Raw genomic sequence first — 26597 nt, 5'->3', positions numbered from 1 at the left:
CAGCCTCGATCAATCAAGGCTGTTTCTAATATTAATCTAAATCTTCCCCATTGGTTTCAATCACTTTTTTATACCAGAAGAAAGAGTCTTTTCTTGAGCGTTCTAGTGTTCCTTTGCCCCAGTCGTCTTGGTCTACGTAAATGAAGCCGTAGCGTTTTGACATTTCGCTGGTGGATGCGCTAACTAAGTCGATTGGTCCCCAACTTGTGTAACCAATTAAGTCTACGCCGTCAGCAATGGCTTCTTTCATTTGTTCAATATGCTTGCGTAAGTAGTCAATTCGGTAATCATCATGAACTTTCCCATCCGCTTCCACAGTATCGTATGCGCCCAAACCATTTTCCACAATGAAAAGTGGTAATTCATAACGACTGTAAAGATCATTTAGAGTCCAGCGCAATCCTTTAGGGTCAATTTGCCAGCCCCAATCGGATGACTCAAGGTATTCGTTTTTCACGCCACCCATTAAGTTTCCAGCAGATCGATCTCCTTCTGGGCTAGCAGTTGCAGACAATGACATATAATAGCTGAATGAGATGAAATCAACTGTGTGTGCTTTTAAGATTTCGTCGTCACCAACTTCTTTTACGATGTTGATGTCATTTTCTTGGAAGAAGCGATTCATGAAGCTTGGATATTCCCCGCGAGCATGAACATCTGTGAAAAATAGATTTTGTTGGTTTTCATATTGTGCTTTTAAAATATCATCAGGATTATTTGTCGCAGGATATGTCGCCATACGAGCAAGCATACACCCAACTTGTACTTCTGGAATAATTTCATGTGCTAATTTTGTAGCAAGTGCGCTCGCCACAAATTGATGATGCGCCGCTTGATAAGAAACTTCTAATGGATTTTTTTCTTCCTCTAAAAGTACCCCACCACCAGTATATGCGCTAAGAGAAATAACATTAATTTCGTTAAACGTAAGCCAATATTTTACTTTGTTTTTATAGCGTTTAAAGACTGTTTCCGCATAGTTGGTGAAAAAGCCAATAACTCGACGATCCGCCCAACCATTATATTTCAAAGTTAGATTTAATGGTGTTTCATAGTGAGAAAGTGTTACTAAAGGTTCGATATTGTATTTCAATAATTCATCAAACACACTATCATAAAAAGCAAGACCTTTTTCATTTGGTTCTTTATCATCGCCATTTGGGAAAATACGAGCCCAGTTTATTGATAGGCGGAAAGTTTTAAAGCCCATTTCGGCAAATAATGCGATATCTTCTTTATAATGATGATAGAAATCCACACCATCACGTTTCGGGAATCTTCCTTCTAATTTACCAGCAACAATTGCTTCGATTTCTTCTCTAGAAACATCTAGTGCATGATCTTGTGTTCGTTCTTCTTTGGGAATAAATCTAACCATATCCGCTGTAGAAAGGCCTTTCCCATCAACATCGTAAGCGCCTTCAACTTGGTTTGCAGCAGTAGCTCCACCCCATAAAAATCCATTTGGAAATTGTTTTTTCACTTCAGTCATTTTGTTCGCCCCTTCCGGCTAATTTCTTCTACTTTTTTAGTTTAACCTCTGTAATGCATTACAGGTCAAGCGAAAACTTTTAGCGATTGGTAACTTTTTTTATAAGCTGAAGAGCCTCTGGTATATCCTTTAAATCCCAAACTGGCAAAATAAAAGGTGGGGTTACAATGGGCAAGCGTTCTTCTTGAATACAAACTTCTGGGTTTTGCAGCCAAATTGCGTGTATTCCTGCTCGATTTGCTCCAATAATATCACTTTCAAAGGTATTTCCAATCATAACAGCTTGAGATGCTTCAATATTTAAATTTTTTAATGTGTAATCAAAAATAGTTTTATCTGGTTTTTCCATTTTTCCTGGTTGTAATTCTGAATTGGATGCATAGATAAAATCAAAGAAATCCAAAATACCAAAATTCTTCAAGACTCGTTTTATAACTTCGGTGTCACTTGTTGCCGTATTACTTAAAATAGCTTGTTTTAGTCCTAATTGTTTAACTTTCTCAAGTGTTTCATGGGCATCTTTTCGCAAAATAACTTCTGGGTAAGTATCAAGAGGCTCGTGGTCATACCTTGTGTTTGGTACGGTATTGAGTGTCTCACCCATATCCCAAATAACATGTGTAATCATTTCACTTCACTCCTTTTTTAAAGTATAACAAAAAAAGCCAAGTGCGCGCGAACGGCACACTTGGCTTTTTGGAATTAAATATTTGTGATTTCGTCAGTTACTTCAGCAGTTTCTTTAATAACTTCAGATTTCAGTTTGCGGTAACGACCAATACCTGTACCAGCTGGAACAAGTTTACCTAGGATAACATTTTCTTTAAGTCCTAGAAGTTCGTCACGTTTTCCTTTGATTGCAGCATCTGTCAAGACACGAGTTGTTTCTTGGAATGATGCAGCAGACAAGAAGGAATCCGTTTCAAGGGAAGCTTTTGTAATCCCTAGAAGAACTGGACGACCTGTTGCAGGTTGGCTACCACTTAAGATAGCTTCGCGGTTGGCTTCTGTAAACGTATGAATATCCATTAATGTACCTGGTAAGATACTTGTATCCCCAGTATCCATTACACGGATTTTACGTAACATTTGACGAACCATTACTTCAACGTGTTTATCGCCAATTTCTACCCCTTGCATCCGGTAAACTTTTTGTACTTCTGCAAGTAGATATTCTTGAACGGATAAAACGTCACGAACACGAATCAAGGCTTTAGGATCAACAGAACCTTCTGTTAGAGCTTCCCCACGTTCAACAATACTTCCTTCTTCTACACGTAAACGAGCAGTATAAGGAATGTTGTAAGAACGACGGTCATCTGTACCTTGAATAGTGATTTCTTGTTGACGATCACGACCTTCTTCGATAGAAACAACTTCTCCACCAACTTCAGTGATGATAGCTTGCCCTTTCGGATTACGTGCTTCAAAGATTTCTTGAATACGTGGAAGACCTTGCGTGATATCATCTCCGGCAACCCCACCTGTATGGAAAGTACGCATAGTAAGCTGAGTTCCTGGTTCCCCGATAGATTGGGCAGCGATGATACCAACTGCTTCCCCAACTTCGACTTCTGTACCAGTTGCCAAGTTTTTACCATAACATTTTTTACATACACCGTGTTTAGTATTACAAGTAAATGCCGAACGAATGGTTACTTCTTCAATTCCAGCCTCAACGATTTGAGTTGCAATTGCTTCCGTGATTAAGTCGTTTTCACGTGCAATAACTTCTTTTGTTTCTGGGTGACGAATTGTTTTACGAGAATAACGACCTTCCAGACGTTCTTCCAGTGGTTCGATGATTTCAGTACCTTCACGAATAGCCTTAATTGTAAGACCGCGGTCAGTGCCACAATCGTCTTCACGAATGATAACATCTTGAGCCACGTCAACAAGACGACGAGTAAGGTAACCAGAATCGGCAGTTTTAAGGGCTGTATCGGTAAGACCTTTACGCGCACCATGGGTAGAAATGAAGTACTCTAAGACCGTTAAACCTTCACGGAAGTTAGATGTAATTGGTAATTCTACAATACGTCCGGATGGATCGGCCATCAGTCCACGCATACCTGCAAGCTGCGTAAAGTTGGAAATGTTACCACGAGCTCCGGAATCTTGCATCATGAAGATTGGATTTAAGCGATCCAAACTCAAAATCAGTTTTCCTTGGATTTCGTCTTTGGCAGCATTCCATACAGCAATAACACGTTCGTATCTTTCATCATCTGTAATCAAACCACGACGGAATGATTTAGTGATTTTTTCAACTGTATCATGTGCTTTTTCAAGAATTTCATGTTTTTCTTCCAATGTTAAGATATCCGCAATACCTACTGTCATGCCGGCCTTAGTTGAGATCTTAAAACCAAGATCTTTCATACGGTCAAGCATTTTTGAAGTTTCGGTAATATGGAATTTCTTGAAGACTTCCGCGATTATGTTACCGAGGATTTTCTTCTTGAATGGATCGATTAGTTCTTGTGCCGCAATATGAGCACGAACATCCGTTGTTGTATCAACGAAATATTTCGCTGGTGTTTCGATTTCTAAGTTGAATTTCGTTGGTTCATTAATATAAGGGAACGATTTCGGTAAAATTGTATTGAAAATCAATTTACCAACTGTCGTAATTAATAATTGGTTACGTTGTTCATCAGTGAAACGTTCATTTGGAATCGAACCGGCAAATACAGCAATACGTGAATGTAAGTGTACATAACCGTTTTGATATGCAAGTTGTGCTTCATTGATGTCTTTGAAGATAGTACCTTCGCCAACAGCATTTTCACGTTCTAAAGTAAGGTAGTAGTTACCTAGCACCATATCTTGGGAAGGAGTTACAACTGGTTTACCATCTTTAGGGTTCAAAATGTTTTGAGCGGCAAGCATTAAAATACGCGCTTCTGCTTGTGCTTCTGCGGATAAAGGAACGTGAACCGCCATTTGGTCACCATCAAAGTCAGCGTTGTAAGCTGTACATACAAGAGGGTGAAGACGAATTGCGCGACCTTCCACTAGTGTTGGTTCAAATGCTTGAATACCAAGTCTGTGAAGTGTAGGCGCCCGGTTAAGTAGTACCGGATGTTCACGGATAACTTCTTCTAATACATCCCAGATTTCTGGTGACATACGTTCAATTTTACGTTTAGCACTCTTAATGTTGTGTGCTAAACCGCGTCCAACAAGCTCTTTCATTACAAATGGTTTGAATAATTCAAGCGCCATTTCTTTTGGAAGACCACATTGGTACATTTTTAAGTTAGGTCCAACAACGATAACGGAACGACCAGAATAGTCAACACGTTTACCTAGTAAGTTTTGGCGGAAACGACCTTGCTTCCCTTTAAGCATATGAGAAAGGGATTTAAGCGGACGATTACCCGGACCAGTTACTGGACGACCACGACGACCATTGTCAATTAGAGCATCAACAGCTTCTTGTAACATCCGTTTTTCATTTTGGACGATAATGTTTGGTGCACCTAAATCAAGTAGACGTTTCAAACGGTTGTTCCGGTTGATTACTCGACGATATAAGTCATTTAAATCACTTGTTGCAAAACGGCCACCTTCAAGTTGTACCATTGGACGAATTTCTGGTGGGATAACTGGTAGCACGTCAAGTACCATCCAGCTAGGGTTGTTGCCGGAATTACGGAAAGCTTCCATAACTTCTAAGCGACGAATTGCACGAGTACGACGTTGACCTTGTGCAGATTTTAGTTCTTCTTTTAAATCATTTGTTTCTTTTTCTAAATCGATATCGGCTAAGATTTTTTTGATTGCTTCTGCGCCCATACCAGCGGAGAAACCTTTACCATATTTTTCGCGATAAACGCGGTATTCACGTTCAGATAAAAGTTGTTTCTTCTCTAGTGGGGTATCGCCTGGTTCTGTAACCACGTAGGATGCAAAGTAGATAACTTCTTCTAACGCACGTGGAGACATGTCCATAACAAGACCCATACGGCTTGGAATACCTTTGAAGTACCAAATGTGGGATACAGGAGCTGCGAGTTCAATGTGGCCCATACGTTCACGGCGCACTTTTGATTTCGTTACTTCTACTCCACAACGGTCACAAACTACGCCTTTATAGCGAACACGTTTGTATTTACCACAAGAACATTCCCAGTCTTTCATTGGTCCAAAAATTCTTTCACAGAATAAGCCGTCACGTTCAGGTTTAAGCGTTCTGTAGTTGATGGTCTCAGGTTTTTTTACTTCACCATGAGACCATGAACGAATTTTATCTGGAGATGCCAGACCGATTTTCATATACTCAAAATTATTAACATCTAACAAGTGCCCAACCTCCTAAATTAGTTTGGAGCATTCGCTTTTTAGGAAGTGAGTAGGCAATCCTACTCACTTCCTCGACTTTTTTAAGAAAAGTCTTAGCGATTGCTTAATTTTATATTTTGCAAAAAACAAATCATTGTTTCTTATTGTTTTGGAGTCTCAATTATCGAACCGAATTACTCAGTCTTTTCAGCGGCTGCGTTTTCCGGTTGTACGATATTGAAGGCATCATTTTGATTAGTAAAGTCATCATCATCCATGTCACGCATCTCGATTTCTTCTTCATCTGCGGAAAGCATTTTAACATCCATTCCAAGACTTTGAAGCTCTTTGATGAGTACTTTGAAGGATTCTGGCACACCAGGTTCTGGAACGCTTTCGCCTTTAACAATCGCTTCGTAAGTTTTCACACGACCAACCACGTCATCGGATTTAATCGTTAGGATTTCTTGAAGGGTATATGCAGCACCATAAGCTTCTAGTGCCCATACTTCCATTTCACCAAAACGTTGTCCACCGAATTGCGCTTTACCTCCAAGCGGTTGTTGTGTTACTAGGGAGTAAGGTCCTGTTGAACGTGCATGTAATTTATCATCAACCATGTGGGCAAGTTTGATCATATACATTACACCAACAGAGATACGGTTATCAAATGCTTCTCCAGAACGACCGTCGTAAAGAACTGTTTTCGCATCGCGGGCCATACCAGCTTCTGCTACTGTGCTCCATACATCTTCTTCATTCGCTCCATCAAATACTGGAGTTGCAACGTGAATTCCTAAAGCACGAGCTGCCATACCTAAGTGTAATTCAAGAACTTGTCCGATATTCATACGAGATGGTACACCTAGTGGGTTAAGCATGATGTCAACTGGTGTTCCGTCTGGCATAAATGGCATATCTTCTTCTGGTAAAATACGGGAGATAACCCCTTTATTACCATGACGTCCAGCCATTTTATCGCCTTCGTGGATTTTACGTTTTTGTACAATATAAACACGTACTAATTGGTTTACGCCTGGTGGTAGTTCGTCTCCAGCTTCACGTGTAAAGATTTTCACGTCAAGCACGATTCCGCCACCGCCATGTGGTACACGTAATGAAGTATCACGAACTTCACGTGCTTTTTCACCAAAAATAGCGTGTAATAAACGTTCTTCTGCAGTTAGTTCCGTCACTCCTTTTGGTGTAACTTTACCAACAAGAAGATCGTTGTCTTTTACTTCAGCACCAACACGGATAATTCCACGTTCATCAAGGTCGCGTAAAGCATCTTCCCCAACATTCGGAATATCACGAGTCATTTCTTCAGGTCCGAGTTTTGTATCACGAGCTTCTGATTCAAATTCTTCAATATGAATCGAAGTATAAACGTCATCTTTTACAAGACGTTCACTCATGATGATCGCATCCTCGTAGTTATAACCGTCCCAAGTCATGAACGCAACTAGTACGTTACGACCAAGAGCAAGTTCACCGGAATCCATTGATGGACCGTTACCAAGGATTTCTCCTTTAACAACGCGGTCACCTTCTGCTACGTTTGGACGTTGGTTATAACAAGTACCTTGGTTAGAACGAACAAATTTACGTAAAGTATATTTATCAATCCCGCCAGTTACTTCTTTGCCATCCACTAGAGATACACGACGAACCCAGATTTCGCGAGCTTCAACGTGTTCTACAATACCGTCATGTTTGGCAGTTACAGCAGCACCAGAGTCTTTTGCAGATACGTGTTCCATACCTGTTCCAACAAATGGAGCTTCAGGGTGCATAAGAGGAACTGCTTGACGTTGCATGTTCGCTCCCATTAACGCACGGTTACTATCATCATTTTCAAGGAACGGAATACATGCTGTCGCAACAGATACAACCTGTTTAGGTGATACATCCATGTAGTCAATCCGTTCTTTTTCTACTGCTAAGTTTTCTGAACGGAAACGAGCCATAACTTCTTCTTCTGTGAAAGTACCTTGTTCGTCTAATTTCGAGTTTGCTTGCGCTACCACGTAATTATCCTCTTCATCGGCAGTAAGATAATCAATTTTATCTGTAACGCGGTTTGTTTCAGGGTCTACGCGGCGATAAGGAGTTTCGATAAAGCCGAATTTATTTACTTTCGCAAAGGAAGAAAGGGAGTTAATCAATCCAATATTTGGTCCCTCTGGCGTTTCAATCGGACACATACGACCGTAGTGAGAATAATGCACGTCACGTACTTCATAACCAGCACGTTCACGCGTCAAACCACCAGGTCCAAGCGCTGAAAGACGACGTTTATGCGTAAGTTCGCCAAGTGGATTTGTTTGATCCATAAACTGAGATAATTGTGAGCTACCAAAGAATTCTTTAATAGATGCAACTACTGGACGAATGTTGATCAATTGTTGTGGTGTAATTGTTGTCATATCTTGAATAGACATACGTTCACGAACCACACGTTCCATACGGGATAAACCGATACGGAATTGGTTTTGTAAAAGCTCACCTACAGAACGAAGACGACGATTACCTAAGTGATCGATATCATCTGTATCGCCAACACCATGTAGCAAGTTAAAGAAGTAGCTAATGGATGAAATAATATCAGAAGGCGTGATGTGTTTTACGTTTTCTTCTATATATGCATTCCCAATGATATTGATTTCTTTTTCTTCATCATTTGGTGCATAGATTTTAATAGATTGAACGAGTACGCTATCTTCCATAACACCGTCTGTTGGACGAAGTGTGCGGAAACCTACACCGTTTTCTAAATTAGGAATAATTTGATCTAAATTACGACGATCCAAAATATCACCTTTAGAAGCAATAATTTCGCCAGTTTCTGGGTCTACTAAAGTTTCTGCTAATGTTTGATTGAATAGACGGTTTTTTAGATGTAATTTTTTGTTGATTTTATAACGTCCAACGCTTGCAAGGTCATAGCGCTTTGGATCAAAGAAACGAGAAACTAGTAAGCTTCTAGCGTTATCTACTGTTGGTGGCTCACCAGGACGTAATCTTTCGTAAATTTCTAGAAGTGCTTTTTCAGCGTTATCAGTATTGTCTTTTTCAAGTGTGTTACGTAAATAGTCATTGTCCCCGATTAAATCAATAATTTCTTGATCGGAACCAAAGCCTAATGCACGAAGTAAAACAGTTACTGGTAATTTACGTGTACGGTCGATACGAACATGTACTACGTCTTTAGCATCTGTTTCATACTCAAGCCAAGCCCCACGGTTAGGGATGACAGTAGAACCAAAGCCTTTTTTACCATTTTTGTCGAGTTTTCCATTGAAGTATACACCTGGAGAACGAACTAATTGGGAAACGATAACACGTTCTGCCCCATTAATAATGAACGTACCCATTTCAGTCATTAGTGGGAAATCTCCCATAAATACTTCTTGGTCTTTAACTTCGCCGGTTTCTTTGTTGATTAGGCGCAACTTCACGCGTAGTGGAGCCGCATAGTTTGCATCACGGTTCTTAGATTCTTCTACCGAATATTTCGGCTCTCCAAGATCGTAATCAATGAATTCTAAAGATAAATTACCCGCAAAATCCTCAATTGGCGAAATATCGCGGAACATCTCACGTAGTCCTTCATCTAAGAACCATTGGTAGGAAGCTGTTTGAATTTCAATTAAGTTTGGTAATTCAAGTACTTCACTGATTCGCGCAAAACTTCTACGCGTACGATGCCGTCCATATTTTACATCATGTCCTGAATGTCCTGACAAACTATTCACCCCTCAAATTAATTAAAAATTTATAAGCACACTGATTTCTTTTTTAGGCACAAAAACAGTGGAACCCCCCGCACCCGATGTTTAAGTTTGACTGGTCTAACGCAAGTATATCCATACATATCATCAACCTTAAACAGCGTTCATCAAAAGTTTCCTGCTACCTTGTGTACATCTAATTCGCATAAAAGCAATTAGATAAAACCTAAGCGAAATCAAGTGGAACTTCAAAAAGAAAAAATTGCTGCTTTAGACAAAAAGAAAGCGGATTTCATTATATATTTCTGAAAACCACATTCATGTTTATTTATAGCACCAAAAACCGCGCAAACGCTTCATTTTTTGTCATATTTTGAAATAAAAATCCACGCAAAAAAACGGTATAGATTCTTTTGGCATTATACTATAATACAACATTTCTCTACCTATGTCAAATGTTTTTCTAGAAAAATAAGAAGCGGCATGGTATAATATTTGCCGCTTCTTTTTATTAACCTTTAAAATTATATAAAGGCTTGATTATTTCTTGAATTTCCATCGTATCTTCTACGTCTGCAAGTAACTGTTTGGCAGATTTGTAGGCTTTGGGCGCTTCATCCAATGTCTTTTTAGAAACCGATGTAGTCCAAACGTTTTTCATAGATTCTTGATAGCTTTCCAAACTGATTTGCGCTTTTGCTTTAGAGCGACTTAAAATCCGTCCTGCTCCATGCGGCGCAGAATTGTTCCAATCAGCATTTCCTTTTCCTGTAGCTAGGATACTGCCATCACGCATGTTCAGCGGCACAATGATTTGTTCTCCTAGCTGAGCGGATGTCGCCCCTTTACGTAACATCATATTTTCAAGGTCAATGTAGTTATGCACACAGTCAAATGATGAAACTACCGCTTTATCCCATTTCATTGCTTTCAAAATGCTCTCTGCCATCACGGAACGATTGTACGCTGCAAACCTCTGCGCTATTTCCATATCAGCTAAATAGTTATCTAAATCTGATTGTGTCACATAAGATAAATCGTATGGTAATTTGATTAACTCTCGCTCATCATTCCATCGCGCCGCCTCTTCTAAATACCCCCGTTTTTTTGCATCAGCAGCACTAATTTTGAATTCTTTACGTAACTCGCTTAATTTTTGATAAGCAATTTCTTGATGATATTCTGCAATCTCTTTTCCTAAGATTCGGCTTCCACTATGAATCACAAGGTAAATCCCGTCTTCCCCTTGGTTCACTTCAATAAAATGATTACCGCCTCCAAGTGTACCGATACTTCGGGATGCCCAACCTTGGTGAATAGGCGCAATAACGTTTTCTAAATCAAACGCAGCAATCGCTTTATCATGCGTGCTATGTCCAGAAGGAATTCGATTACGGATTGTTTTATCCAGTTTTTCAAAATTCATTTTTAGTTTACCTGATTTAATTTTCACCACATGCAGTCCGCAACCAATGTCAACTCCAACCAAATTTGGGACTATCTTATCTTGAATCGTCATGGTCGTCCCAATAACGCAACCATGCCCCCGATGTGTATCTGGCATAACGCGAATTTTACTTTCCTTAGCGAATGATTGATTGCAAATTGTTATAATTTGCCCAATTGTACTTTCATCTAGATTATCTGTAAAAACTTTTGCCTCGTTATATTTCCCTTTTAATGTTAGCATTTCTATTCCTCATTTTCTATTTAATAGAGAAATGAAACCTTTTAGCTCACTTCTCTTGCTAGCTAATTATTTTACTCCTGAGTTCTCCTACCATGTTAATCACTTCTTTCAAGTTTATTTTTAGGTATTAAAAAAGCCCCTCAACCAAGAAAGATTGAAGGGCGAAAATTTTAACGAACATTACCTTGAAAAGACGCGGAATTAACATGCGCGAACATTAAAAAATTACCTATTATCTTAATTCTTGATTGGTTATTTATTTCTAGTAAATTTATCATTCTTAGCATATTCCTCAGTCCTTTCTCAGTTAAATATGTGTTTATATTAGCATATTATCAAGCTTTACACAACTTCATTCTTTTATACTTTTGAAAATAAAATATCCTTTTCCCTTAGTAACTTGCTCTACATTCCCAAAAACAGTTTCCATTTTAGCTTTTGCAGATGGCCCACCCTGTTTCTTTTGAATAACAATCCATAGTTCTCCGCCCGTTTTAAGGTGCGTATATGCTCCTTCTAAAATCGCGTGAACTACTTGCTTCCCTGCACGGATAGGTGGATTGCTGATTATTGCTTGATAATCTTCATCTTTTACACTTTCATAAACAGAACTCTCATATACACGGACATTTGCGACTTGGTTTAATTTTGCATTTTCCTTAGCTAGCTCAAGCGCCCGTAAATTCACATCTACTAAATCAACTTGGCTTGTTGGAAATGCTTTTGCTACCGTTAGCCCCATTGGCCCGTAGCCACAACCTACATCCAAAATTTTCCCAGATGTTACCTCTAATGAAAAAGATTCAATTAGTACTCGCGAGCCAAAATCAATAGTATTTTTTGAAAATACACCGTTATCGCTTGTAAATTGCATCTTAAAACCGCTTAACATTGTTTGCCATGTTTTACGATTATGTTTTAAGTTTTCGTCATTAGTGTAGTAATGATTGTTCGCCATTAACCGCACCTTCCTTTCATATCTCTAGCTATTTTAGCATAAATATTCATTGTAAAATAGCACTAAAAGGAAAATGGTTATTAATGTGTTTTAGGATTATTTTTTCTTGAAACCTTGAGATTCAAAATCCGCTATAGTATCTTTATAACTAATATTTTTAGGATCGTCTGTTCCGCCGCCAATAAGTGAGCTAATTGCTGTTTTATCAGCTTTGTATAAATCAACAGCCATTGTCATTTCAAGCCCATTATCAGTGAACTCTGTTTCCAATGATGTTCCTTCGCCATCTTTGTACTCTGAATACTGTGACTCCACTTGTTCTGTAAGTTGTTTTTTTGTAGCATCATCCAATTTTTCACCATCTTCGTAACCAAGATAAGACATTGGATATACCATTTTTTGCTCTACTTTTCTTAAGTTATCACCCACATGAGAAAATGTCGCTTCTAATTGCGCTCCTTGAATTTCAGCTACATAAGTATCTTTTTCAACTTTTTCTTCACTCGCATCTTTTCCACACGCTGTCACAATAATTGCTAATAATAAAACGCTCACTAAACTTAAAATTTTCTTCATAATCAATCTCCCTTTATCAATTTTTTAGTTGGTATGTATTTAATAAACTTGCTGGATCTTTTTTTAATTGTACATAAGAAACAAGTGTATCGCTATACCAAATGGTTCCTAAACCTACTTGCCCATTGACGAAACTAACGATGTAATCATCCCAGTTGTCAAAGTGTAAAACCGCTGCTTCCCATAGTTCTTCTAAAAAATTCCATGTTTGCTTCTCACTGAGCAAGTCCACCGAAAAACAAACACGTATCAAATAGCCTAGCTTTTCCAAATCAAAAGCTCCATACGTTTTAATTTTTTCAGCAGTTGCTAAAAGGCTCGCTTCATCATAAGTATTTTTATGACACGTTTTAGTAATTTCACGAACAACACTCGATGCATTTCCAGCGGATACTACACCATAATAGTCATTCAATCTAATCCTCTCAGAAATTATCTCAAACGCAGAACAAGAATCATTTATACCAAACGTTGGCAACCAATATTCTAACACTCTTGCAGCAACATTATGCGGATAATAAAGTTTAAGCATTTTATTCGACCCACTTAATTTTAGTTCGGTTTTATATTTACACTTTGTAGTAGCAGCACCTATACAAAGAAGTTTTTCTCTATCTGCTGAAAATGTATTAAATTGACTGAACTCTTTTAGTGTAACAATTTTATTCCCCCAAAGCATTTATTCAAGCCACCTTTTTCAATGAAATTTTAACACTTTTTAATTCTACATCGTGTAGTCTTTGGTGTCAATACCTTAAATAAAAAAACTTCTCTCAAACAACCGAGAGAAGCTTTTACTATTTACCAATTACGATACCTTTTTGTTTTTCTTTAATAAGGACTTCTGCTTGTACTGCACTAAAGAAAACCCCTATACTACAAGCAATTATAAGGAAGGCTAGGAAAATAAAGTGAATTGGTTTGGTATTTTTTTGGTAGCTTGCAATAAACGCAAGTCTTTCCTTAAGCGCTTTTGCATTTTCATGAAGTGCAACTGATACAGCTGGTTCTTTATAGTTCCCAGATTTAGCAAGCGAAGAAAGCAGCGTATCCCCGTAAGTAAAATACTCTTTTTCCGGCACCATCTTTAAAACCACTTCATCACAAGCAAGTTCACGATCTTTTTGAATCCGCTTATTCATCAAATACATTAACGGGTTAAACCAATATACAGATGTATAAAACTGGACAAGCCAAACGTAAAACATATCTTTACGTTTACAATGCACTAACTCATGCCTGAAAATATGCTGTAATTCTTTTTCGGAAAAAGGTTTATCAGGTAGAACAATCACTTGTTTTTTAAAACCTAAAAAAATAGGTGATGAGATAAGTGGATTAATCAGTAATTCTACAGGATTTTTTATATTTAGACTTTCTAAAATTTCAGCTAGCATATCTAATTGCTTGATGTCTTCTACTTTTTGCGCACCAGAAAAAACATATTTTTTAAAATTTCGATAAGAAGCAATTCGGTAAATAAAAATCAGCAGGAAAACAACTAGCCATATTAACCATAAATAATCTAGTATCGTCATCCAAAAAGTGATTTTGAAATCTCGCTCTAAAACAACACCGTTTCCATCCATCACAATGGAAGTTACCCCTTCAAATCCAGTTCTGTTTAGCCACATAAAGTCACTATTTTTATCAGAATTCAGGAAAAACAGCGAAAAAGGCACTGTCAAAAAGAAAAAGACAACGAGCCATAAATAATATATTTTTTGTTTACTTAAAAACCGATGGAAGATTTTACTAAATCCCCAAACAAACGGTATTAATACTAGTGATGTCAACGCCATTGATAAAATAATCTTAAGAAGTTCATTCATTCAGTTGATTTCATCCTTTTCCAATATTGTTGTAAGTCATCTATTTCATCGGCTGTAATTAGATCTTTTTGCACAAGATTTGTAATTAATCCTTTCACATCGCCTTCATAAATATCCTCTAAAAAGTTTTCCGTCTGTTGGCTTAAATACTCACTTTCACTCACAAGTGCATAATATTCATTTTTACGACCAATTTTTTTAACACGAAGCAGCTTTTTTTCCACTAGTCTAGTCAAAAAAGTAAGAACGGTATTTTTCTTCCAAGAGAAATCTTTTTCAGTTAACTTATCAGCTACATCCGCATACTGAACAGCTCTCCCAAAATCCCATATAACTTTCATAATCTCAAATTCAGATTTCGATATAGATTTAATCGACATTTTTAAGCCCTCCAGAAAACTATTCCTTTCTTTATACTAGCATGTAATCTGGTTAAAAGACAATAAAAAAAAGACTTTTGAGAAGGAAAATACCCATTGTTTCCTTTTAAGTCAATCCTTTAGTGATATTAAAAAAAGAGACCTTAGAAATCCTAAGGTCCCGTCCAAAATTATTTAACTTCTACGTTAGCGCCAACTTCTTCAAGTTTAGCTTTAAGTTCTTCTGCTTCTTCTTTAGTTACGCCTTCTTTAAGAGCTTTAGGAGCGTTATCAACTAATTCTTTAGCTTCTTTTAAGCCAAGACCAGTGATTTCACGTACCACTTTGATAACTTTGATTTTAGATTCGCCAGCAGAAGCTAGTTCTACAGTGAATTCAGTTTGCTCAGCAGCAGCGCCACCAGCAGCAGCTACAGCTACAGGAGCAGCAGCAGTTACGCCAAATTCTTCTTCGATTGCTTTTACTAAATCGTTTAGTTCTAATACAGATGCTTCTTTTACGGAAGCAATGATTTCTTCAATGTTTAAAGCCATTTTGAAATTCCTCCAATTAATATAATTTTTTCGGATTTAACCGAGATTTGTTTGTAGGGTTTCCCCTAGGTAGAACAGATTACGCTTCTTGTCCTTCTTTTTGGTCAGCAACAGCTTTAGTAGCGATAGCAAGACCGCGAACTGGAGCTTGAAGTACGTTGCAAAGCATAGATAGCAATCCTTCGCGTGATGGAAGTGTTGCAAGTGCTTTAATTTCTTCAAGAGAAGCAACTTTACCTTCAATAACACCGGCTTTGATTTCTAGTGCTTCATGATCTTTAGCGAAATCGTTAAGGATTTTCGCAGGCGCAACTACGTCTTCATTACTGAATGCGATTGCGTTAGGACCAGTTAGAGCTCCTTCTAAACCTTCGTAACCGTTAGCTTCAACAGCACGGCGAGTTAGTGAGTTTTTGTAGACTTTAAATTCAATACCAGCATCACGCAATTGTTTACGTAAGTCAGTGATTTCGCCAACGTTTAAGCCGCGGTAATCAACAATTACTGTAGACGCACTAGCTGATAATTTTGTTTTAATTTCTTCTACTGCACTTTGTTTAGCTTCAAGAACTTTACTCATTTTTCCACCTCCGTCCAACAATTAAATCTAATTAAACAGACACTAGTTCCGTTTCATCAGCAACAAAAAACCTCTAGCACCGTAGACGCCAGAGGTTTTTTATAAAATGCACGCGGACGCACACTCTAAAAGTAATCCCTCGGGTGGCAAATTTAAGCGATACACGCACCAACTGTCTACGGTAAGGATATTTGATTGTTTCAACTAGCCTATCTTATCAAATGACAAGCGGCTGGTCAAGTTAAATTTTATAAGCTTGCTGGGTCAACTTGGATTCCAGGCCCGAAAGTAGTTGTTACGGAAAGATTTTTCACGTAAGTACCTTTCGCAGCAGCAGGTTTTGCTTTTTGAAGAACGTCATTTACAGTACGGAAGTTTTCTACTAGTTTAGCAGCATCAAAAGATACTTTACCGATTGCAGCGTGGACATTACCAGCTTTATCAACACGATATTCTACTTTACCAGCTTTAATTTCGTTAACTGCTTTAGTTACGTCCATTGTTACAGTACCAGTTTTAGGGTTTGGCATTAAACCTTTTGGTCCAAGGACACGGCCTAATTTACCAACTTCACCCATCATATCAGGTGTTGCAACGATAACGTCAAAGTCAAACCAACCTTGGTTGATTTTTTCAACGAATTCAGATTCACCAACGTAATCAGCTCCAGCAGCCTCAGCTTCTTTTGCTTTTTCACCTTTTGCGAATACTAATACACGTTGAGTTTTACCAGTACCGTTTGGTAATACAACAGCACCACGGATTTGTTGGTCCGCTTTTTTAGGGTCAACGCCAAGACGGAATGCTACTTCAACAGTTGCATCGAATTTAGCGAAGTCAATTTTTTTAGCAAGTTCTACTGCTTCTTCTGCAGTGTAAACTTTATTTGCATCAATTTGTTTTAAAGCATCTTGATACTTTTTGCCTTTCTTAGCCATTTCTTTTCCTCCTTAATTGTCAAATTGTGAAACACACGATTAGTCTTGGATAGTGATACCCATAGAACGTGCAGTACCTTCAACCATTAGCATTGCAGATTCAACATTTGCAGCGTTAAGGTCTGGCATTTTAGTTTCAGCAATTTCCTGTACTTGAGCGCGAGTTACAGATGCAACTTTTGTTTTGTTTGGTTCACCGGATCCTTTTTCCACTTTTGCTGCTTTTTTAAGTAATACAGCTGCTGGTGGAGTTTTAGTGATGAACGTAAACGAACGGTCTTCAAATACAGTGATCACAACAGGAATAATAAGACCAGCTTGATCGGCTGTGCGAGCATTAAACTCTTTACAGAATCCCATGATGTTTACGCCAGCTTGACCCAATGCAGGTCCAACTGGTGGTGCAGGATTTGCTTTACCTGCTGGAATTTGAAGCTTAACTTCTTTAATCACTTTTTTTGCCACGAGACATACCTCCTTAAGTCCGTGATGTGGTTGCATGGGGCTGATATTTCCCCTCCCACGTTAAAACATACGTCAAAAACGTACTTATATATGATACCATTATAAGCAATCAGTTGCAAGATTTTTTATAAACCGACTTTAAATTCCATTACTTCTTTATCAAAGTAAACATTTTGCTTTTTTCGCCAAAGATTTAAGTAAGCTGTATATCCCTCGGAAGCTTTATCTAGCCATGCTGGATTAACCGTGTTCAATAATTGTAACGTTTTTTCAAAAGCAACTTTTCGCGTGTCCGTTTCAAGAATATTATCATCACGTTTTATATCTTCTTTTCGGTTCCGTAACTCAAATTCCATTCCCATATACCAGCAAAGGTGCAGAAAAACTTCATATCTAAATTCCGCCAAATCCATTGTTTTAAATTCACTATAGCGACTTCCTCGTTCATAGCCATAGAGCATATAACCCTCTTCTTCATTAAAGTCCATACAAAGTTCCCCGGCACCTGGGCCATCCCCTAAGTATAACGGAAAATCGAGATTGAAAAATTCCGCTTCTCTTTTCAATTCTAAATAAATTTCTTTTGCATGCGTCATTTTACTCCTCCTTTTTATGAAAACAACCCCCACGATTGCCCGTAGAGGTTGTTAAACTTATAATTTTTCGATTTGGTTGAAATCTACTTCGACTGGAGTTTCACGACCGAACATGTTTACCATAACTTTCGCTTTACCTTTGTCGTTGTCCATTTCGTCTACTTTACCAGAGAAGTCTGCAAACGGTCCTTCTTTGACCATAACAGTTTCTCCAATTTCAAAGTCAGCTTCAGCACGTTTTTCGACCATGCCCATGCTTTTCAAAATACGATCCGCTTCTTCTGGAAGTAATGGTGTTGGTTTGGAACCAGAACCCGATGAACCAACAAACCCAGTAACACCTGGTGTATTACGCACGACATACCAAGAGTCATCTGTCATCACAATCTCAACAAGTACATACCCAGGAAAGACTTTGCGTTTAATTGTTTTGGTTTTACCGTTTTTCACTTCTGTTTCTTCTTCTTCAGGTACGATAACACGGAAGATTTTATCTGACATGCCCATTGATTCTACACGTTTTTCTAAGTTTGCTTTAACTTTATTTTCATAACCGGAGTAAGTATGAACTACATACCAATTTTTTTCCATTGTTTGTTTGGCTGCATCCTATTTTGCCGCCATCCTCCTTTTAGTGTAATCCAAAATAAAAAACCCGAAAGATGTACGGGTTTTGTCTCAAGTAATAGTATACCATTTTCTTTATAAAATTTCTAGCACTACATTATAAGTTTAATTAATTGTTCAATCCCAAAGTCAATGAACATAAAGAATAATGCAAATAAAATCACTGTAATAACCACTGTTACTGTGTATGTTAAAAGTTCTTTTCTTGTTGGCCATGTAACCTTATGCATTTCGGATGAAACGTTCCGAAAGAATCTTGCTATTGCAGACATATCAAAACCTCCATATCGTCTATTTTGTTTCTCGATGTAATGTATGTTTATTGCAGTGTCGACAGAATTTTTTCACTTCTAAGCGAGTCTCTTTCTGCGTCCCGCTAACATTCACCGTATAGTTTCTCGAACCACACTCAGAACAAGCAAGGGATGTTTTCTTCTTCATAAATTATCTCAACTCCGCAATCATTAAATATGCCATGCCAAAAAATAGGCACATTTCATCCATATAAATATAACACTTGCCTTATTTCTAGTCAATTGTTTTTTAGTCAAACTGCTTCATCATTTTCTTTTTCACTCGTTGTAAAGCATTATCAATCGCTTTTTCTTTTTTATTGAAAAAAATTGCCATTTCTTGATAACTTTTTCCTTCTAAATATTGTTTTAAAACTTGTTTTTCAAATTCACTTGTTACTTCTTCTAATTTTCGAGCTACATGGGTTAATCCTTCATTTTTGATAAGGAAATCTTCAGGGGTCTCGGCTGCTCTTTCGGAAATAACATCAAGCAAAGTCCAATCTACATCATCTTCAGCCATGGGCGTATCAAGCGAAACAGAATTATTAAGTGGAATATTCTTCTGCCTTGATGCTCGCTTTACTGCTGAAAGAAGCTGCCTATTAATGCACATTTCCGCAAAAGAACGAAAAGAGGCTTCTTTGGTTTGGTCATAATCACGAATCGCTTTAAATAACCCAATCATCGCTTCTTGAATTAAGTCGTCTCGCTCTGCACCTTGCAAAAAATATTGCGTTGATTTCCAGTAGATAACTGATTGATATTTACTAAAAAAATATTCTAACGCATCTGTATCACCGCTTCTAGCTTGTTCAAGCACTGTCATTTCTTCTTGATTCACTGAATTATCCACTAAGCTACTCGGCTCCTTTTCAACAGGATTTCTTCTGGGGTTGCTTTATTATACATAGCTAAAAACTTGCCGTCAATCCTTTATTCTTCGCCTCTTCGCCATTTTTCAAGTTGCAAAATAACATCAGAATCTATATCTAGGTTTGACTTTGGCATTTTCTCTTGAATTCGTTTAATTTTTTGACCGATTTTTTTGCTCATTTCTTGAATTTCAAAAAGTAATTCTCGGGAAGAAATTCGTAGTGCTCCTTGACCAAAAATCGCCCACTGTTCTGTATAATCAGACGTAGCTACTATAATTTGCGTTCTAGCATCTTTCCACTCGATAGCCTTTTGTTCAATAAATTCGTCTGCTGTTTCATCTTCCTGTGTAAAAACGACTTCAACTTGGTGTTTAATACTTTTTCGCTTCACTTTCCGAACGAATTGCGCATCAAAAACAACAACGACTCGATAGCCCGTATAGCTTTGATATTCAGCCATCCACTCGATAAGTTTATCTCGTGCAGCTTCCAAATCGCGTTCTTTTAGGTAGCTTAACTCTGGCCAAGCACCAATCACATTATATCCATCAACAAGTAGAATTTGTTTCATCTTTATTTCTCCAAAGGGAAACGTTTCCTGTAAACTTCATAAAGTAACAAACTAGCTGCTACGGAAGCATTTAACGATGTAACTTTTCCACGCATTGGTAAATGAACAAGGAAATCACATTTTTCTCTAACTAAACGACTCATTCCAAATCCTTCACTGCCAATAACAATCGCAAGCGGCATATCCACATCCATAGTCCGATAATCGCTACTTCCTTTTGCATCTGTACCAAAAATCCATAAGCCTCGTTTTTGTAATTCTTCCATTGTACGCACCATATTTGTTACCCGAACAACAGGGACATATTCCATTGCACCCGTACTTGCTTTTGCCACTGTCTGGGTTAATCCAACCGCGCGTCTTTTCGGAATAATGATACCATGTGCTCCAACAGAATCGGCTGTACGCATGATTGACCCTAAATTATGCGGGTCTTCTAACTCATCAAGGATAATAAAAAACGGCATTTCCCCTTTTGCTTCGGCAGCATTAAATAAGTCATCTAATTCTGCATATTGATAGGCTGCGACTTGTGCCGCGACGCCTTGATGTGAACCACTAACCACTTTTTCAATTTTTTGTTTTGGTACAAATTGCACTTGGATTTTACGCTCTTTTGCTAGGGTTAAAACTTGTTTTAAAACACCTTTTTGCGTGCCTTCTTGTACGTAAATTTTATGAATATCTCTATCTGAACGCAATACTTCAAGAACCGGGTTTCTACCACCAATCCACTCTTGCTCATTTTCTTGTTCCATTAGCTATTTTCCACTCCTTTTTCTACTATTTCAAGTGCCTTTTCCATCCATTCTTGCAGCCTATCAAGTTCTCCCGCTAAATAAAGATACCCTAGCACTGCCTCGAATGATGTAGACATGCTGTATGTTGCTGGATCCGTATTTTTTGGAACAGTGTAGGACTTGGCATTTCTTCCCCGTTTAGCAATCGCTGTCTCCTCTTCTGTTAAGAAATCATCCGCCATCATTTTTTTAAGCGCCACTGCTTGCCCTTTAGCAGATACAAATTTAGTGGCTGTTTTGTGCAGTTGATTAGGTTTTGTTTTACCGGCAGCCAGCAAATATTCACGGATAAATTTTTCATAAACAGCATCACCCATATAAGCAAGTGCGAGACCATTAAGTTGTTTGTATTCTTTTACTTCCGCCATATTTACCCCCGTCTAAACCGCGTACCTTGCGCAGTGTCTTCCAAAATAATATTTTTTTCTTTTAGAATATCTCGAATTTCATCAGCTCGTGCGAAATTACGTTCATTTCTAGCTTGCAATCGTTCTTCAATTAGCGCCTCTATTTCATTATCATTAAGTGATTCTGTTTGTGTATATTCTAATTTCAGTCCTAAAACTTCGGCAAATAAGCGCATCATGCTTAGGAATTCTCGCAGTACATCAATTGAAACAACATCTTTTGCTAGATAAATATTCGCTCGTTTTGCCAGTTCATGGAAAGTCGTAATTGCATTGGCTGTATTAAAATCATCATCCATCTCTTCTTCAAAAGCACGTTTAAGTTCAATTAATTGTTCCAGCCATTCGTCCTGTTGCGCCTCCTCCACATATTCCCCATCATCTGTTTGGATACGATGGTCAATATTTTGATAAGCAATCATTAAACGTTCTAAGCCATTTTTTGCATCTTCTAAAATCGCGTCATTTAATGTAATCGGCTTCCGGTAATGAACAGACAACATAAAGAAACGAATGACATTTGGATCATTATCTTTTAAAACATCATGAAGTGTAATAAAATTCCCAAGTGATTTGGACATTTTCTCTCCATCAATATTTAAAAAGGCGTTGTGCATCCAATAGTTGGCAAATGTTTTCCCTGTCGCCGCCTCTGATTGCGCAATTTCATCTTCATGATGAGGAAATATTAAATCTTGCCCGCCAGCATGAATATCAATTGTGTCACCCAAATATTTTTTAGCGAGCGCTGAGCATTCAATATGCCAGCCCGGACGTCCATTACCAAATGGACTTTCCCAAAAAATCTCCCCAGGTTTCGCCGCTTTCCAAAGAGTGAAATCCAGTTCATCTTGCTTACGTTCATTATACTCAACCCTAGCACCATGCTGTAATTCTGATAATGCTTGCCCAGATAATTTCCCATAACCCTCAAATTTTTGTGTACGGAAATATACATCTCCAGCTGATTCATACGCATAGCCTTTTTCAATTAACGTACTTATTAATTGAATTATTTCATCCATATTTTCTGTCACTCGCGGATTTACTGTAGCTTTAGCAACATTCAATTGATCAACATCATCAAAATAAGCACCAATAAAACGATCCGCCACTTCCGGCACCGTTAGTTTTAGTTCATTTGCCGCACGAATCAATTTATCATCTACATCGGTAAAATTAGACACGAATTTTACATCATACCCACGATACGTAAAATAACGTCGAACTGTGTCAAATACAATAATCGGACGCGCATTTCCAATATGGATGTAATTATATACAGTCGGACCACATACATACATTTTCACTTCGCCATCCTTGAGCGGTTTAAAGACCTCTTTCTCTCGTTTTAGTGTATTAAAAATTTGTATCGACAATCCCATCTACTCCTTTTCTTTCAAAAGTTTTTCTACTATATTTTCGAGTTCATTAATTCGCAAGTTAAGTTCATCGATTTTAGGAACTGCATGTCCAACTGTCCGTCCGTTAAGCCGAACTACTTTAGCCGGAATTCCGACTACTGTTGCACCCGGCGGAACATCTTTTAAAACAACTGCCCCTGCGCCAATCCGCGAATCTGCGCCAATTTCTACTGGACCAAGCACTTTAGCACCCGCTGAAACTAATGCACCATCACCAACTGTCGGATGGCGTTTTCCACAATCTTTTCCAGTGCCTCCAAGTGTAACCCCGTGAAATATCGTTACATCATCACCAATTTCCGCTGTTTCCCCGATAACAATTCCGGCACCATGATCAATAAAAAGCCGCTTACCAATTGTTGCTCCTGGGTGAATCTCTATATTTGTAAAAAAACGAGCTGCCTGCGATAATACTTTTGCGAATAACACCATGTTATGACGATAAAAAAAGTTCGCTGACCGATGCCACCAAAGCGCATGCAGACCTGGATTAGTTAAAAAAGCATCCAAAAAGCTTTTTGTCGCAGGATCATTTTTTATAATTGTTGCAATATCTTCTTTTAAGCGAGTTGGCATTTTGTTGCCTCCTTATTCAAGTTAGTACATTTCATTAGGGCTTAAACCAACAAAAAAAGCCCCTCCAATACAGAGACGCTTTGCGCGGTTCCACTCTGACTTGAGTTCTGCCAAATTCCTTGCAGACACTCCAACTCTAGGGGCGGGGATAACGACCCACATTTCGTCTAGTGATACTAAACTTCCCACTAGAATTCAGGGAGGCATTTCAGGAGTGTTCAGCTAAGTCACTTCCAGCCACGGCGACTCTCTCTACAAGCTTAGAATTCCATACTTCTTCCCATCAACACTTTTTCGATATATTTAGTTCTATTATAACAGCAAAATAATTCCTTGCAACTGAAATATATTAAAATAAAAAAGCGCCCCACAAAAGAAGCGCCTTCCTACTTTAAATATAATCTAAAAAGCGTGGTTAATCTTCCAAAAACCGTTTAACAATATTTACGACGCCTTCTGTTCCAGCCATCTCCGCCTGTTTAACCAACATATCAATTGGAAAAATGGACCTTCCTCCTAAGACTTCTAAAAGCATTGGTAAATTAACTCCCGCAACTGCTTGTATATCGTAATTTTCTGCTAGAAGTATCGCTACCGCATTAGACGGCGATCCCCCAAAAAGATCAACAAAAATTAAACACGGGTTATCATTATCAAATTCCTTCATTTTAGATTTAAACTCTAAAACCAAACTATCTAAACACATTTCCGGATGAAATGTGACAGATTTTAAATTCTTTTGTTGTCCGATGATCATTTCTGCCGATTTAACAATACCTTCTGCAAATTCACCATGTGTCATCACAATGATGTTGCTCATGTTGTTTTCCATACAAAACCTCCAATTAGAATATGTGTAAAAGTGAACCCACTGTTCCGACACCAATTAACAGCACTAATAACTTCATCACGGAAACTTGTTTCTTATCATGCAAATACCAAACAACCAAGACCAATACAAAAGGTAGCAAGCCCGGCATCAAGCCATCTAATATTTCTTGCAGCTTTGTAGTACTTTCCCCACTAGTCCATGTGATAGATGTTGACAAAGAAACAAATTGGGCTGATAATCCGCCAACTACCGTTAAACCCAAAATAGACAAGAAAGCTGTTACTTTTTGAATCATAGCTGAAGAGAAAATGGCTGAATCCATTATTTTCATTCCTTCACGGAAGCCAAATTGAACACCCCACATAGAAAAACCAAGTGTAATCGCTGTCCATCCAACTAAGAAAATAATCGGCCCTAGTACGTTACCATCTAAAGCTAACCCCATTCCAAAACTCAACAATAATGCATTTCCTGTACTTGCAAATAGAGAATCCCCTAACGCCGCCATCGGGCCCATTAGCCCAGATTTAATCGCATTAAAGACATCATCTGGAATATCTTCCCCGTTCGCTTTAGAAACCTCCATCGCAGCAACAGACCCTACTAAAGGCGCTCCAATTGTCGGTTCTGTATTGAAGAAATTCATATGCCTTGTTAAAGCTTCACCCATTTCTTCTTTACTTCCATTGGTTACTTTTTTCAATACTGGAACCATACTCCAAGCAAAAGCTACATTTTGCATTCTTTCCCAGTTCCAAGCAGAAGTGTTAGACATCAACCAACGAAGACCAACTTTGTAAATATCTTTTTTAGTAACTTCCACTTTATCCGTTTTTGAATTAGTCGACATCTGCATACTCTCCTTTTGGTTTATTGAGGAAACTAATCATTGCTAATGCAGTTCCAATAACTGCGATAGTAAAGATAGGAAGTTTTAATGCTGTTACCGCTATAAAGCCAACAATAAAATATCCCATTAAAGATCGAGTTGTTAGCAACATTTTCAATAGTACAGCCATACCTAAAGCAGGTAACATGCCACCAATAACCGTAATGATATTAGTTAACCAATCTGGAATATATTGAACAATGTCCGAAGCAGCTGAAGCCCCGAAGTAAAGTACTAAAAACGCCGGGAAAAACCTTAAAACAAACGCAATAATTTGAGGCAAGCCAATTGTCATAAATGTAAGTTTTGCCACATCTCCTTGCGCTGCATAATCATCTGTCTTATGTACTAAAACAGAGTTAATAGTTGCAAATAATTGCCAAACAAATGTCCCTATCAAACCTAATGGAACAGCGATGGATACCGCCATTTCTGCCGTAACTCCAGTGGATAGCGCTAAAGCAGTTCCTACATAACCCGCAAAAGTTATATCCGACGACATAGCTCCACCAGGGGTAACCGCACCAACATATAAAGCATTAATAGTTGCTCCAATTATTACACCACTAGTTACATCGCCCATTATAATCCCAACTATCAAACCTGCAACAAGCGGCTTCCCAAACACATGATAAGAAATACCTTGCCCACCTAACCAAGGACTGGCAATCCAACCCAAATATGCAAATAAGGCTATTAAAATTGCTTGTATTAATGTCATTTTTTTCCTCCTAGATGCTTAGTCAAATTTATTTATTGATTGCCCCGGTACAGTTTGCATAAATATTTCAACGTTACTCTTTGTTTTTAAGCTATTAATCGCCGCAAGGTTTTCTTCATCCAGATGTACTGTTTGCGCATATTTTTCGCGCCCTTTCGCCATCCCGATATTCCCAACATTTATCGTCCAATCAAACTTCTCATTCGCATCGACTAAAGCACTCACATTTACTGGAGCTTTGGTGATTATCATCGTCTCCGCTTCATTTAATTCAGCGATACTCGTTTTTGCATCTTCTACATTTTTAATAACCAATTCCACGTGTTTCGGTGTTGCCATAATTAATGCCTTTGAAATAATCGGATTACTAGCGGCTAAATCATCTACAACGAAGATTTTTTTCGCATTAAGTTGCTTAATCCACGCCGTTACCACTTGACCATGAACTAGTCTGTCATCTACTCTAATAAACATTTCTTTTCCTCCCAAAGCTAAAATTATACTGCTCTCTCATTTAT

At 38.2% G+C, this 26597-nt stretch carries 28 protein-coding genes and 2 other annotated features; all 28 genes read right to left on the bottom strand.

The genetic code is table 11. The features are described from left to right. Window positions 1–31: 31 nt before the first annotated feature. Window positions 32–1492: a glycoside hydrolase family 1 protein gene (locus tag HCJ50_RS01510; RefSeq protein ID WP_185346862.1), complete on the bottom strand. Its 1461-nt coding sequence runs from the start codon at window positions 1490–1492 to the stop codon at window positions 32–34. A 79-nt stretch (window positions 1493–1571) separates the two neighbouring features. Then, window positions 1572–2120, bottom strand: coding sequence for an HAD family hydrolase (locus tag HCJ50_RS01505; protein ID WP_185346864.1), 549 nt, complete (start codon window positions 2118–2120; stop codon window positions 1572–1574). Window positions 2121–2194: 74 nt separating this feature from the next. After that, the gene (gene rpoC, locus HCJ50_RS01500; protein ID WP_185346866.1) at window positions 2195–5800 is read right to left on the bottom strand and encodes a DNA-directed RNA polymerase subunit beta'; all 3606 of its coding nucleotides are present in this window, start codon (window positions 5798–5800) and stop codon (window positions 2195–2197) included. 173 nt (window positions 5801–5973) lie between these two features. Continuing rightward, window positions 5974–9528, bottom strand: a complete 3555-nt coding sequence (gene rpoB / locus HCJ50_RS01495) for a DNA-directed RNA polymerase subunit beta (RefSeq protein WP_185346868.1) — start codon at window positions 9526–9528, stop codon at window positions 5974–5976. Between the two features lie 496 nt (window positions 9529–10024). Further along, a complete protein-coding gene (locus tag HCJ50_RS01490) occupies window positions 10025–11203 on the bottom strand; it encodes an RtcB family protein (RefSeq protein ID WP_185346877.1) in 1179 nt (392 codons plus the stop codon). 352 nt (window positions 11204–11555) lie between these two features. Next, complete coding sequence (locus HCJ50_RS01485; protein ID WP_185346879.1) at window positions 11556–12161, bottom strand: class I SAM-dependent methyltransferase; 606 nt, start codon at window positions 12159–12161, stop codon at window positions 11556–11558. 96 nt (window positions 12162–12257) lie between these two features. Further along, on the bottom strand, window positions 12258–12737 hold the full coding sequence (locus HCJ50_RS01480) for a DUF1307 domain-containing protein (RefSeq protein ID WP_185346881.1): 480 nt from the start codon (window positions 12735–12737) through the stop codon (window positions 12258–12260). 16 nt (window positions 12738–12753) lie between these two features. Beyond that, a complete protein-coding gene (locus HCJ50_RS01475; RefSeq protein ID WP_185346883.1) occupies window positions 12754–13416 on the bottom strand; it encodes a DUF1266 domain-containing protein in 663 nt (220 codons plus the stop codon). A 118-nt stretch (window positions 13417–13534) separates the two neighbouring features. Beyond that, complete coding sequence (locus HCJ50_RS01470) at window positions 13535–14569, bottom strand: M56 family metallopeptidase (RefSeq protein WP_185346886.1); 1035 nt, start codon at window positions 14567–14569, stop codon at window positions 13535–13537. Next, window positions 14566–14949, bottom strand: a complete 384-nt coding sequence (locus HCJ50_RS01465) for a BlaI/MecI/CopY family transcriptional regulator (protein ID WP_185346888.1) — start codon at window positions 14947–14949, stop codon at window positions 14566–14568. The genes HCJ50_RS01470 and HCJ50_RS01465 overlap by 4 nt, the downstream gene beginning before the upstream one ends. Window positions 14950–15119: 170 nt before the next feature. Beyond that, window positions 15120–15482, bottom strand: a complete 363-nt coding sequence (gene rplL, locus HCJ50_RS01460) for a 50S ribosomal protein L7/L12 (protein ID WP_003718339.1) — start codon at window positions 15480–15482, stop codon at window positions 15120–15122. A 79-nt stretch (window positions 15483–15561) separates the two neighbouring features. Beyond that, on the bottom strand, window positions 15562–16062 hold the full coding sequence (rplJ, locus tag HCJ50_RS01455; RefSeq protein ID WP_003732833.1) for a 50S ribosomal protein L10: 501 nt from the start codon (window positions 16060–16062) through the stop codon (window positions 15562–15564). 55 nt (window positions 16063–16117) lie between these two features. After that, window positions 16118–16262, bottom strand: a sequence feature (ribosomal protein L10 leader region). 48 nt (window positions 16263–16310) lie between these two features. Next, window positions 16311–17000 (bottom strand): 50S ribosomal protein L1, encoded by a 690-nt coding sequence (gene rplA, locus HCJ50_RS01450; RefSeq protein WP_003718337.1) that lies wholly within the window; start codon window positions 16998–17000, stop codon window positions 16311–16313. A 39-nt stretch (window positions 17001–17039) separates the two neighbouring features. After that, on the bottom strand, window positions 17040–17465 hold the full coding sequence (gene rplK, locus HCJ50_RS01445) for a 50S ribosomal protein L11 (protein WP_003718336.1): 426 nt from the start codon (window positions 17463–17465) through the stop codon (window positions 17040–17042). Window positions 17466–17590: 125 nt separating this feature from the next. Further along, window positions 17591–18061: an Imm63 family immunity protein gene (locus HCJ50_RS01440; protein WP_185346890.1), complete on the bottom strand. Its 471-nt coding sequence runs from the start codon at window positions 18059–18061 to the stop codon at window positions 17591–17593. A gap of 57 nt (window positions 18062–18118) precedes the next feature. Beyond that, entirely contained in the window at window positions 18119–18652 is a 534-nt protein-coding gene (nusG, locus tag HCJ50_RS01435) for a transcription termination/antitermination protein NusG (protein ID WP_003760101.1), read from the bottom strand. A gap of 128 nt (window positions 18653–18780) precedes the next feature. Beyond that, complete coding sequence (gene secE / locus HCJ50_RS01430) at window positions 18781–18960, bottom strand: preprotein translocase subunit SecE (protein WP_003718333.1); 180 nt, start codon at window positions 18958–18960, stop codon at window positions 18781–18783. A gap of 19 nt (window positions 18961–18979) precedes the next feature. Next, the gene (gene rpmG / locus HCJ50_RS01425; RefSeq protein WP_003728079.1) at window positions 18980–19129 is read right to left on the bottom strand and encodes a 50S ribosomal protein L33; all 150 of its coding nucleotides are present in this window, start codon (window positions 19127–19129) and stop codon (window positions 18980–18982) included. A gap of 102 nt (window positions 19130–19231) precedes the next feature. Further along, window positions 19232–19837: an RNA polymerase factor sigma-70 gene (locus HCJ50_RS01420; RefSeq protein ID WP_185346892.1), complete on the bottom strand. Its 606-nt coding sequence runs from the start codon at window positions 19835–19837 to the stop codon at window positions 19232–19234. An 80-nt stretch (window positions 19838–19917) separates the two neighbouring features. Then, the gene (locus HCJ50_RS01415; protein ID WP_185381471.1) at window positions 19918–20430 is read right to left on the bottom strand and encodes an NYN domain-containing protein; all 513 of its coding nucleotides are present in this window, start codon (window positions 20428–20430) and stop codon (window positions 19918–19920) included. A gap of 2 nt (window positions 20431–20432) precedes the next feature. Next, window positions 20433–21188 (bottom strand): 23S rRNA (guanosine(2251)-2'-O)-methyltransferase RlmB, encoded by a 756-nt coding sequence (gene rlmB, locus HCJ50_RS01410; RefSeq protein ID WP_185346896.1) that lies wholly within the window; start codon window positions 21186–21188, stop codon window positions 20433–20435. Continuing rightward, the gene (locus HCJ50_RS01405; RefSeq protein WP_185395453.1) at window positions 21188–21598 is read right to left on the bottom strand and encodes a Mini-ribonuclease 3; all 411 of its coding nucleotides are present in this window, start codon (window positions 21596–21598) and stop codon (window positions 21188–21190) included. Before HCJ50_RS01405 ends, rlmB begins: the two co-directional genes overlap by 1 nt. Window positions 21599–21600: 2 nt before the next feature. Further along, the gene (gene cysS / locus HCJ50_RS01400; protein ID WP_185346900.1) at window positions 21601–23016 is read right to left on the bottom strand and encodes a cysteine--tRNA ligase; all 1416 of its coding nucleotides are present in this window, start codon (window positions 23014–23016) and stop codon (window positions 21601–21603) included. A 6-nt stretch (window positions 23017–23022) separates the two neighbouring features. Next, window positions 23023–23637 (bottom strand): serine O-acetyltransferase EpsC, encoded by a 615-nt coding sequence (gene epsC, locus HCJ50_RS01395; RefSeq protein ID WP_185346902.1) that lies wholly within the window; start codon window positions 23635–23637, stop codon window positions 23023–23025. 68 nt (window positions 23638–23705) lie between these two features. Continuing rightward, window positions 23706–23933 (bottom strand) — a binding site (T-box leader). 119 nt (window positions 23934–24052) lie between these two features. Then, a complete protein-coding gene (locus HCJ50_RS01390) occupies window positions 24053–24469 on the bottom strand; it encodes a PTS sugar transporter subunit IIA (protein ID WP_185346904.1) in 417 nt (138 codons plus the stop codon). A gap of 13 nt (window positions 24470–24482) precedes the next feature. Next, a complete protein-coding gene (locus HCJ50_RS01385; protein ID WP_246456567.1) occupies window positions 24483–25319 on the bottom strand; it encodes a PTS system mannose/fructose/sorbose family transporter subunit IID in 837 nt (278 codons plus the stop codon). Then, window positions 25309–26079 carry a PTS mannose/fructose/sorbose/N-acetylgalactosamine transporter subunit IIC gene (locus HCJ50_RS01380; protein ID WP_185395452.1) on the bottom strand — a complete coding sequence of 257 codons (771 nt, stop codon included), beginning with the start codon at window positions 26077–26079 and terminating at the stop codon, window positions 25309–25311. The genes HCJ50_RS01385 and HCJ50_RS01380 overlap by 11 nt, the downstream gene beginning before the upstream one ends. An 18-nt stretch (window positions 26080–26097) precedes the next feature. After that, window positions 26098–26553, bottom strand: a complete 456-nt coding sequence (locus HCJ50_RS01375; RefSeq protein WP_185395451.1) for a PTS sugar transporter subunit IIB — start codon at window positions 26551–26553, stop codon at window positions 26098–26100. Window positions 26554–26597 lie beyond the last annotated feature (44 nt).

The organism is Listeria immobilis (assembly GCF_014322765.1).
Taxonomy (GTDB): domain Bacteria; phylum Bacillota; class Bacilli; order Lactobacillales; family Listeriaceae; genus Listeria; species Listeria immobilis.
This window is presented reverse-complemented; position numbering and strand designations above follow the sequence as displayed.

Bases quoted from the DNA above. Each gene is read 5' to 3' on its own strand.
- HCJ50_RS01385 (WP_246456567.1), bottom strand. From the start codon at position 25,319: ATGTCGACTAATTCAAAAACGGATAAAGTGGAAGTTACTAAAAAAGAT.
- secE (WP_003718333.1), bottom strand. From the start codon at position 18,960: ATGTCTGCAATAGCAAGATTCTTTCGGAACGTTTCATCCGAAATGCAT.
- rlmB (WP_185346896.1), bottom strand. From the start codon at position 21,188: ATGGAACAAGAAAATGAGCAAGAGTGGATTGGTGGTAGAAACCCGGTT.
- HCJ50_RS01505 (WP_185346864.1), bottom strand. From the start codon at position 2,120: ATGATTACACATGTTATTTGGGATATGGGTGAGACACTCAATACCGTA.
- HCJ50_RS01475 (WP_185346883.1), bottom strand. From the start codon at position 13,416: ATGCTTTGGGGGAATAAAATTGTTACACTAAAAGAGTTCAGTCAATTT.
- rplA (WP_003718337.1), bottom strand. From the start codon at position 17,000: ATGGCTAAGAAAGGCAAAAAGTATCAAGATGCTTTAAAACAAATTGAT.
- rpmG (WP_003728079.1), bottom strand. From the start codon at position 19,129: ATGAAGAAGAAAACATCCCTTGCTTGTTCTGAGTGTGGTTCGAGAAAC.
- nusG (WP_003760101.1), bottom strand. From the start codon at position 18,652: ATGGAAAAAAATTGGTATGTAGTTCATACTTACTCCGGTTATGAAAAT.
- HCJ50_RS01465 (WP_185346888.1), bottom strand. From the start codon at position 14,949: ATGTCGATTAAATCTATATCGAAATCTGAATTTGAGATTATGAAAGTT.
- HCJ50_RS01480 (WP_185346881.1), bottom strand. From the start codon at position 12,737: ATGAAGAAAATTTTAAGTTTAGTGAGCGTTTTATTATTAGCAATTATT.
- HCJ50_RS01490 (WP_185346877.1), bottom strand. From the start codon at position 11,203: ATGCTAACATTAAAAGGGAAATATAACGAGGCAAAAGTTTTTACAGAT.
- HCJ50_RS01415 (WP_185381471.1), bottom strand. From the start codon at position 20,430: ATGAAACAAATTCTACTTGTTGATGGATATAATGTGATTGGTGCTTGG.
- HCJ50_RS01390 (WP_185346904.1), bottom strand. From the start codon at position 24,469: ATGGAAAACAACATGAGCAACATCATTGTGATGACACATGGTGAATTT.
- rplJ (WP_003732833.1), bottom strand. From the start codon at position 16,062: ATGAGTAAAGTTCTTGAAGCTAAACAAAGTGCAGTAGAAGAAATTAAA.
- HCJ50_RS01405 (WP_185395453.1), bottom strand. From the start codon at position 21,598: ATGGCGGAAGTAAAAGAATACAAACAACTTAATGGTCTCGCACTTGCT.
- HCJ50_RS01510 (WP_185346862.1), bottom strand. From the start codon at position 1,492: ATGACTGAAGTGAAAAAACAATTTCCAAATGGATTTTTATGGGGTGGA.
- epsC (WP_185346902.1), bottom strand. From the start codon at position 23,637: ATGCCAACTCGCTTAAAAGAAGATATTGCAACAATTATAAAAAATGAT.
- HCJ50_RS01375 (WP_185395451.1), bottom strand. From the start codon at position 26,553: ATGTTTATTAGAGTAGATGACAGACTAGTTCATGGTCAAGTGGTAACG.
- HCJ50_RS01440 (WP_185346890.1), bottom strand. From the start codon at position 18,061: ATGACGCATGCAAAAGAAATTTATTTAGAATTGAAAAGAGAAGCGGAA.
- HCJ50_RS01380 (WP_185395452.1), bottom strand. From the start codon at position 26,079: ATGACATTAATACAAGCAATTTTAATAGCCTTATTTGCATATTTGGGT.
- HCJ50_RS01470 (WP_185346886.1), bottom strand. From the start codon at position 14,569: ATGAATGAACTTCTTAAGATTATTTTATCAATGGCGTTGACATCACTA.
- HCJ50_RS01485 (WP_185346879.1), bottom strand. From the start codon at position 12,161: ATGGCGAACAATCATTACTACACTAATGACGAAAACTTAAAACATAAT.
- rplL (WP_003718339.1), bottom strand. From the start codon at position 15,482: ATGGCTTTAAACATTGAAGAAATCATTGCTTCCGTAAAAGAAGCATCT.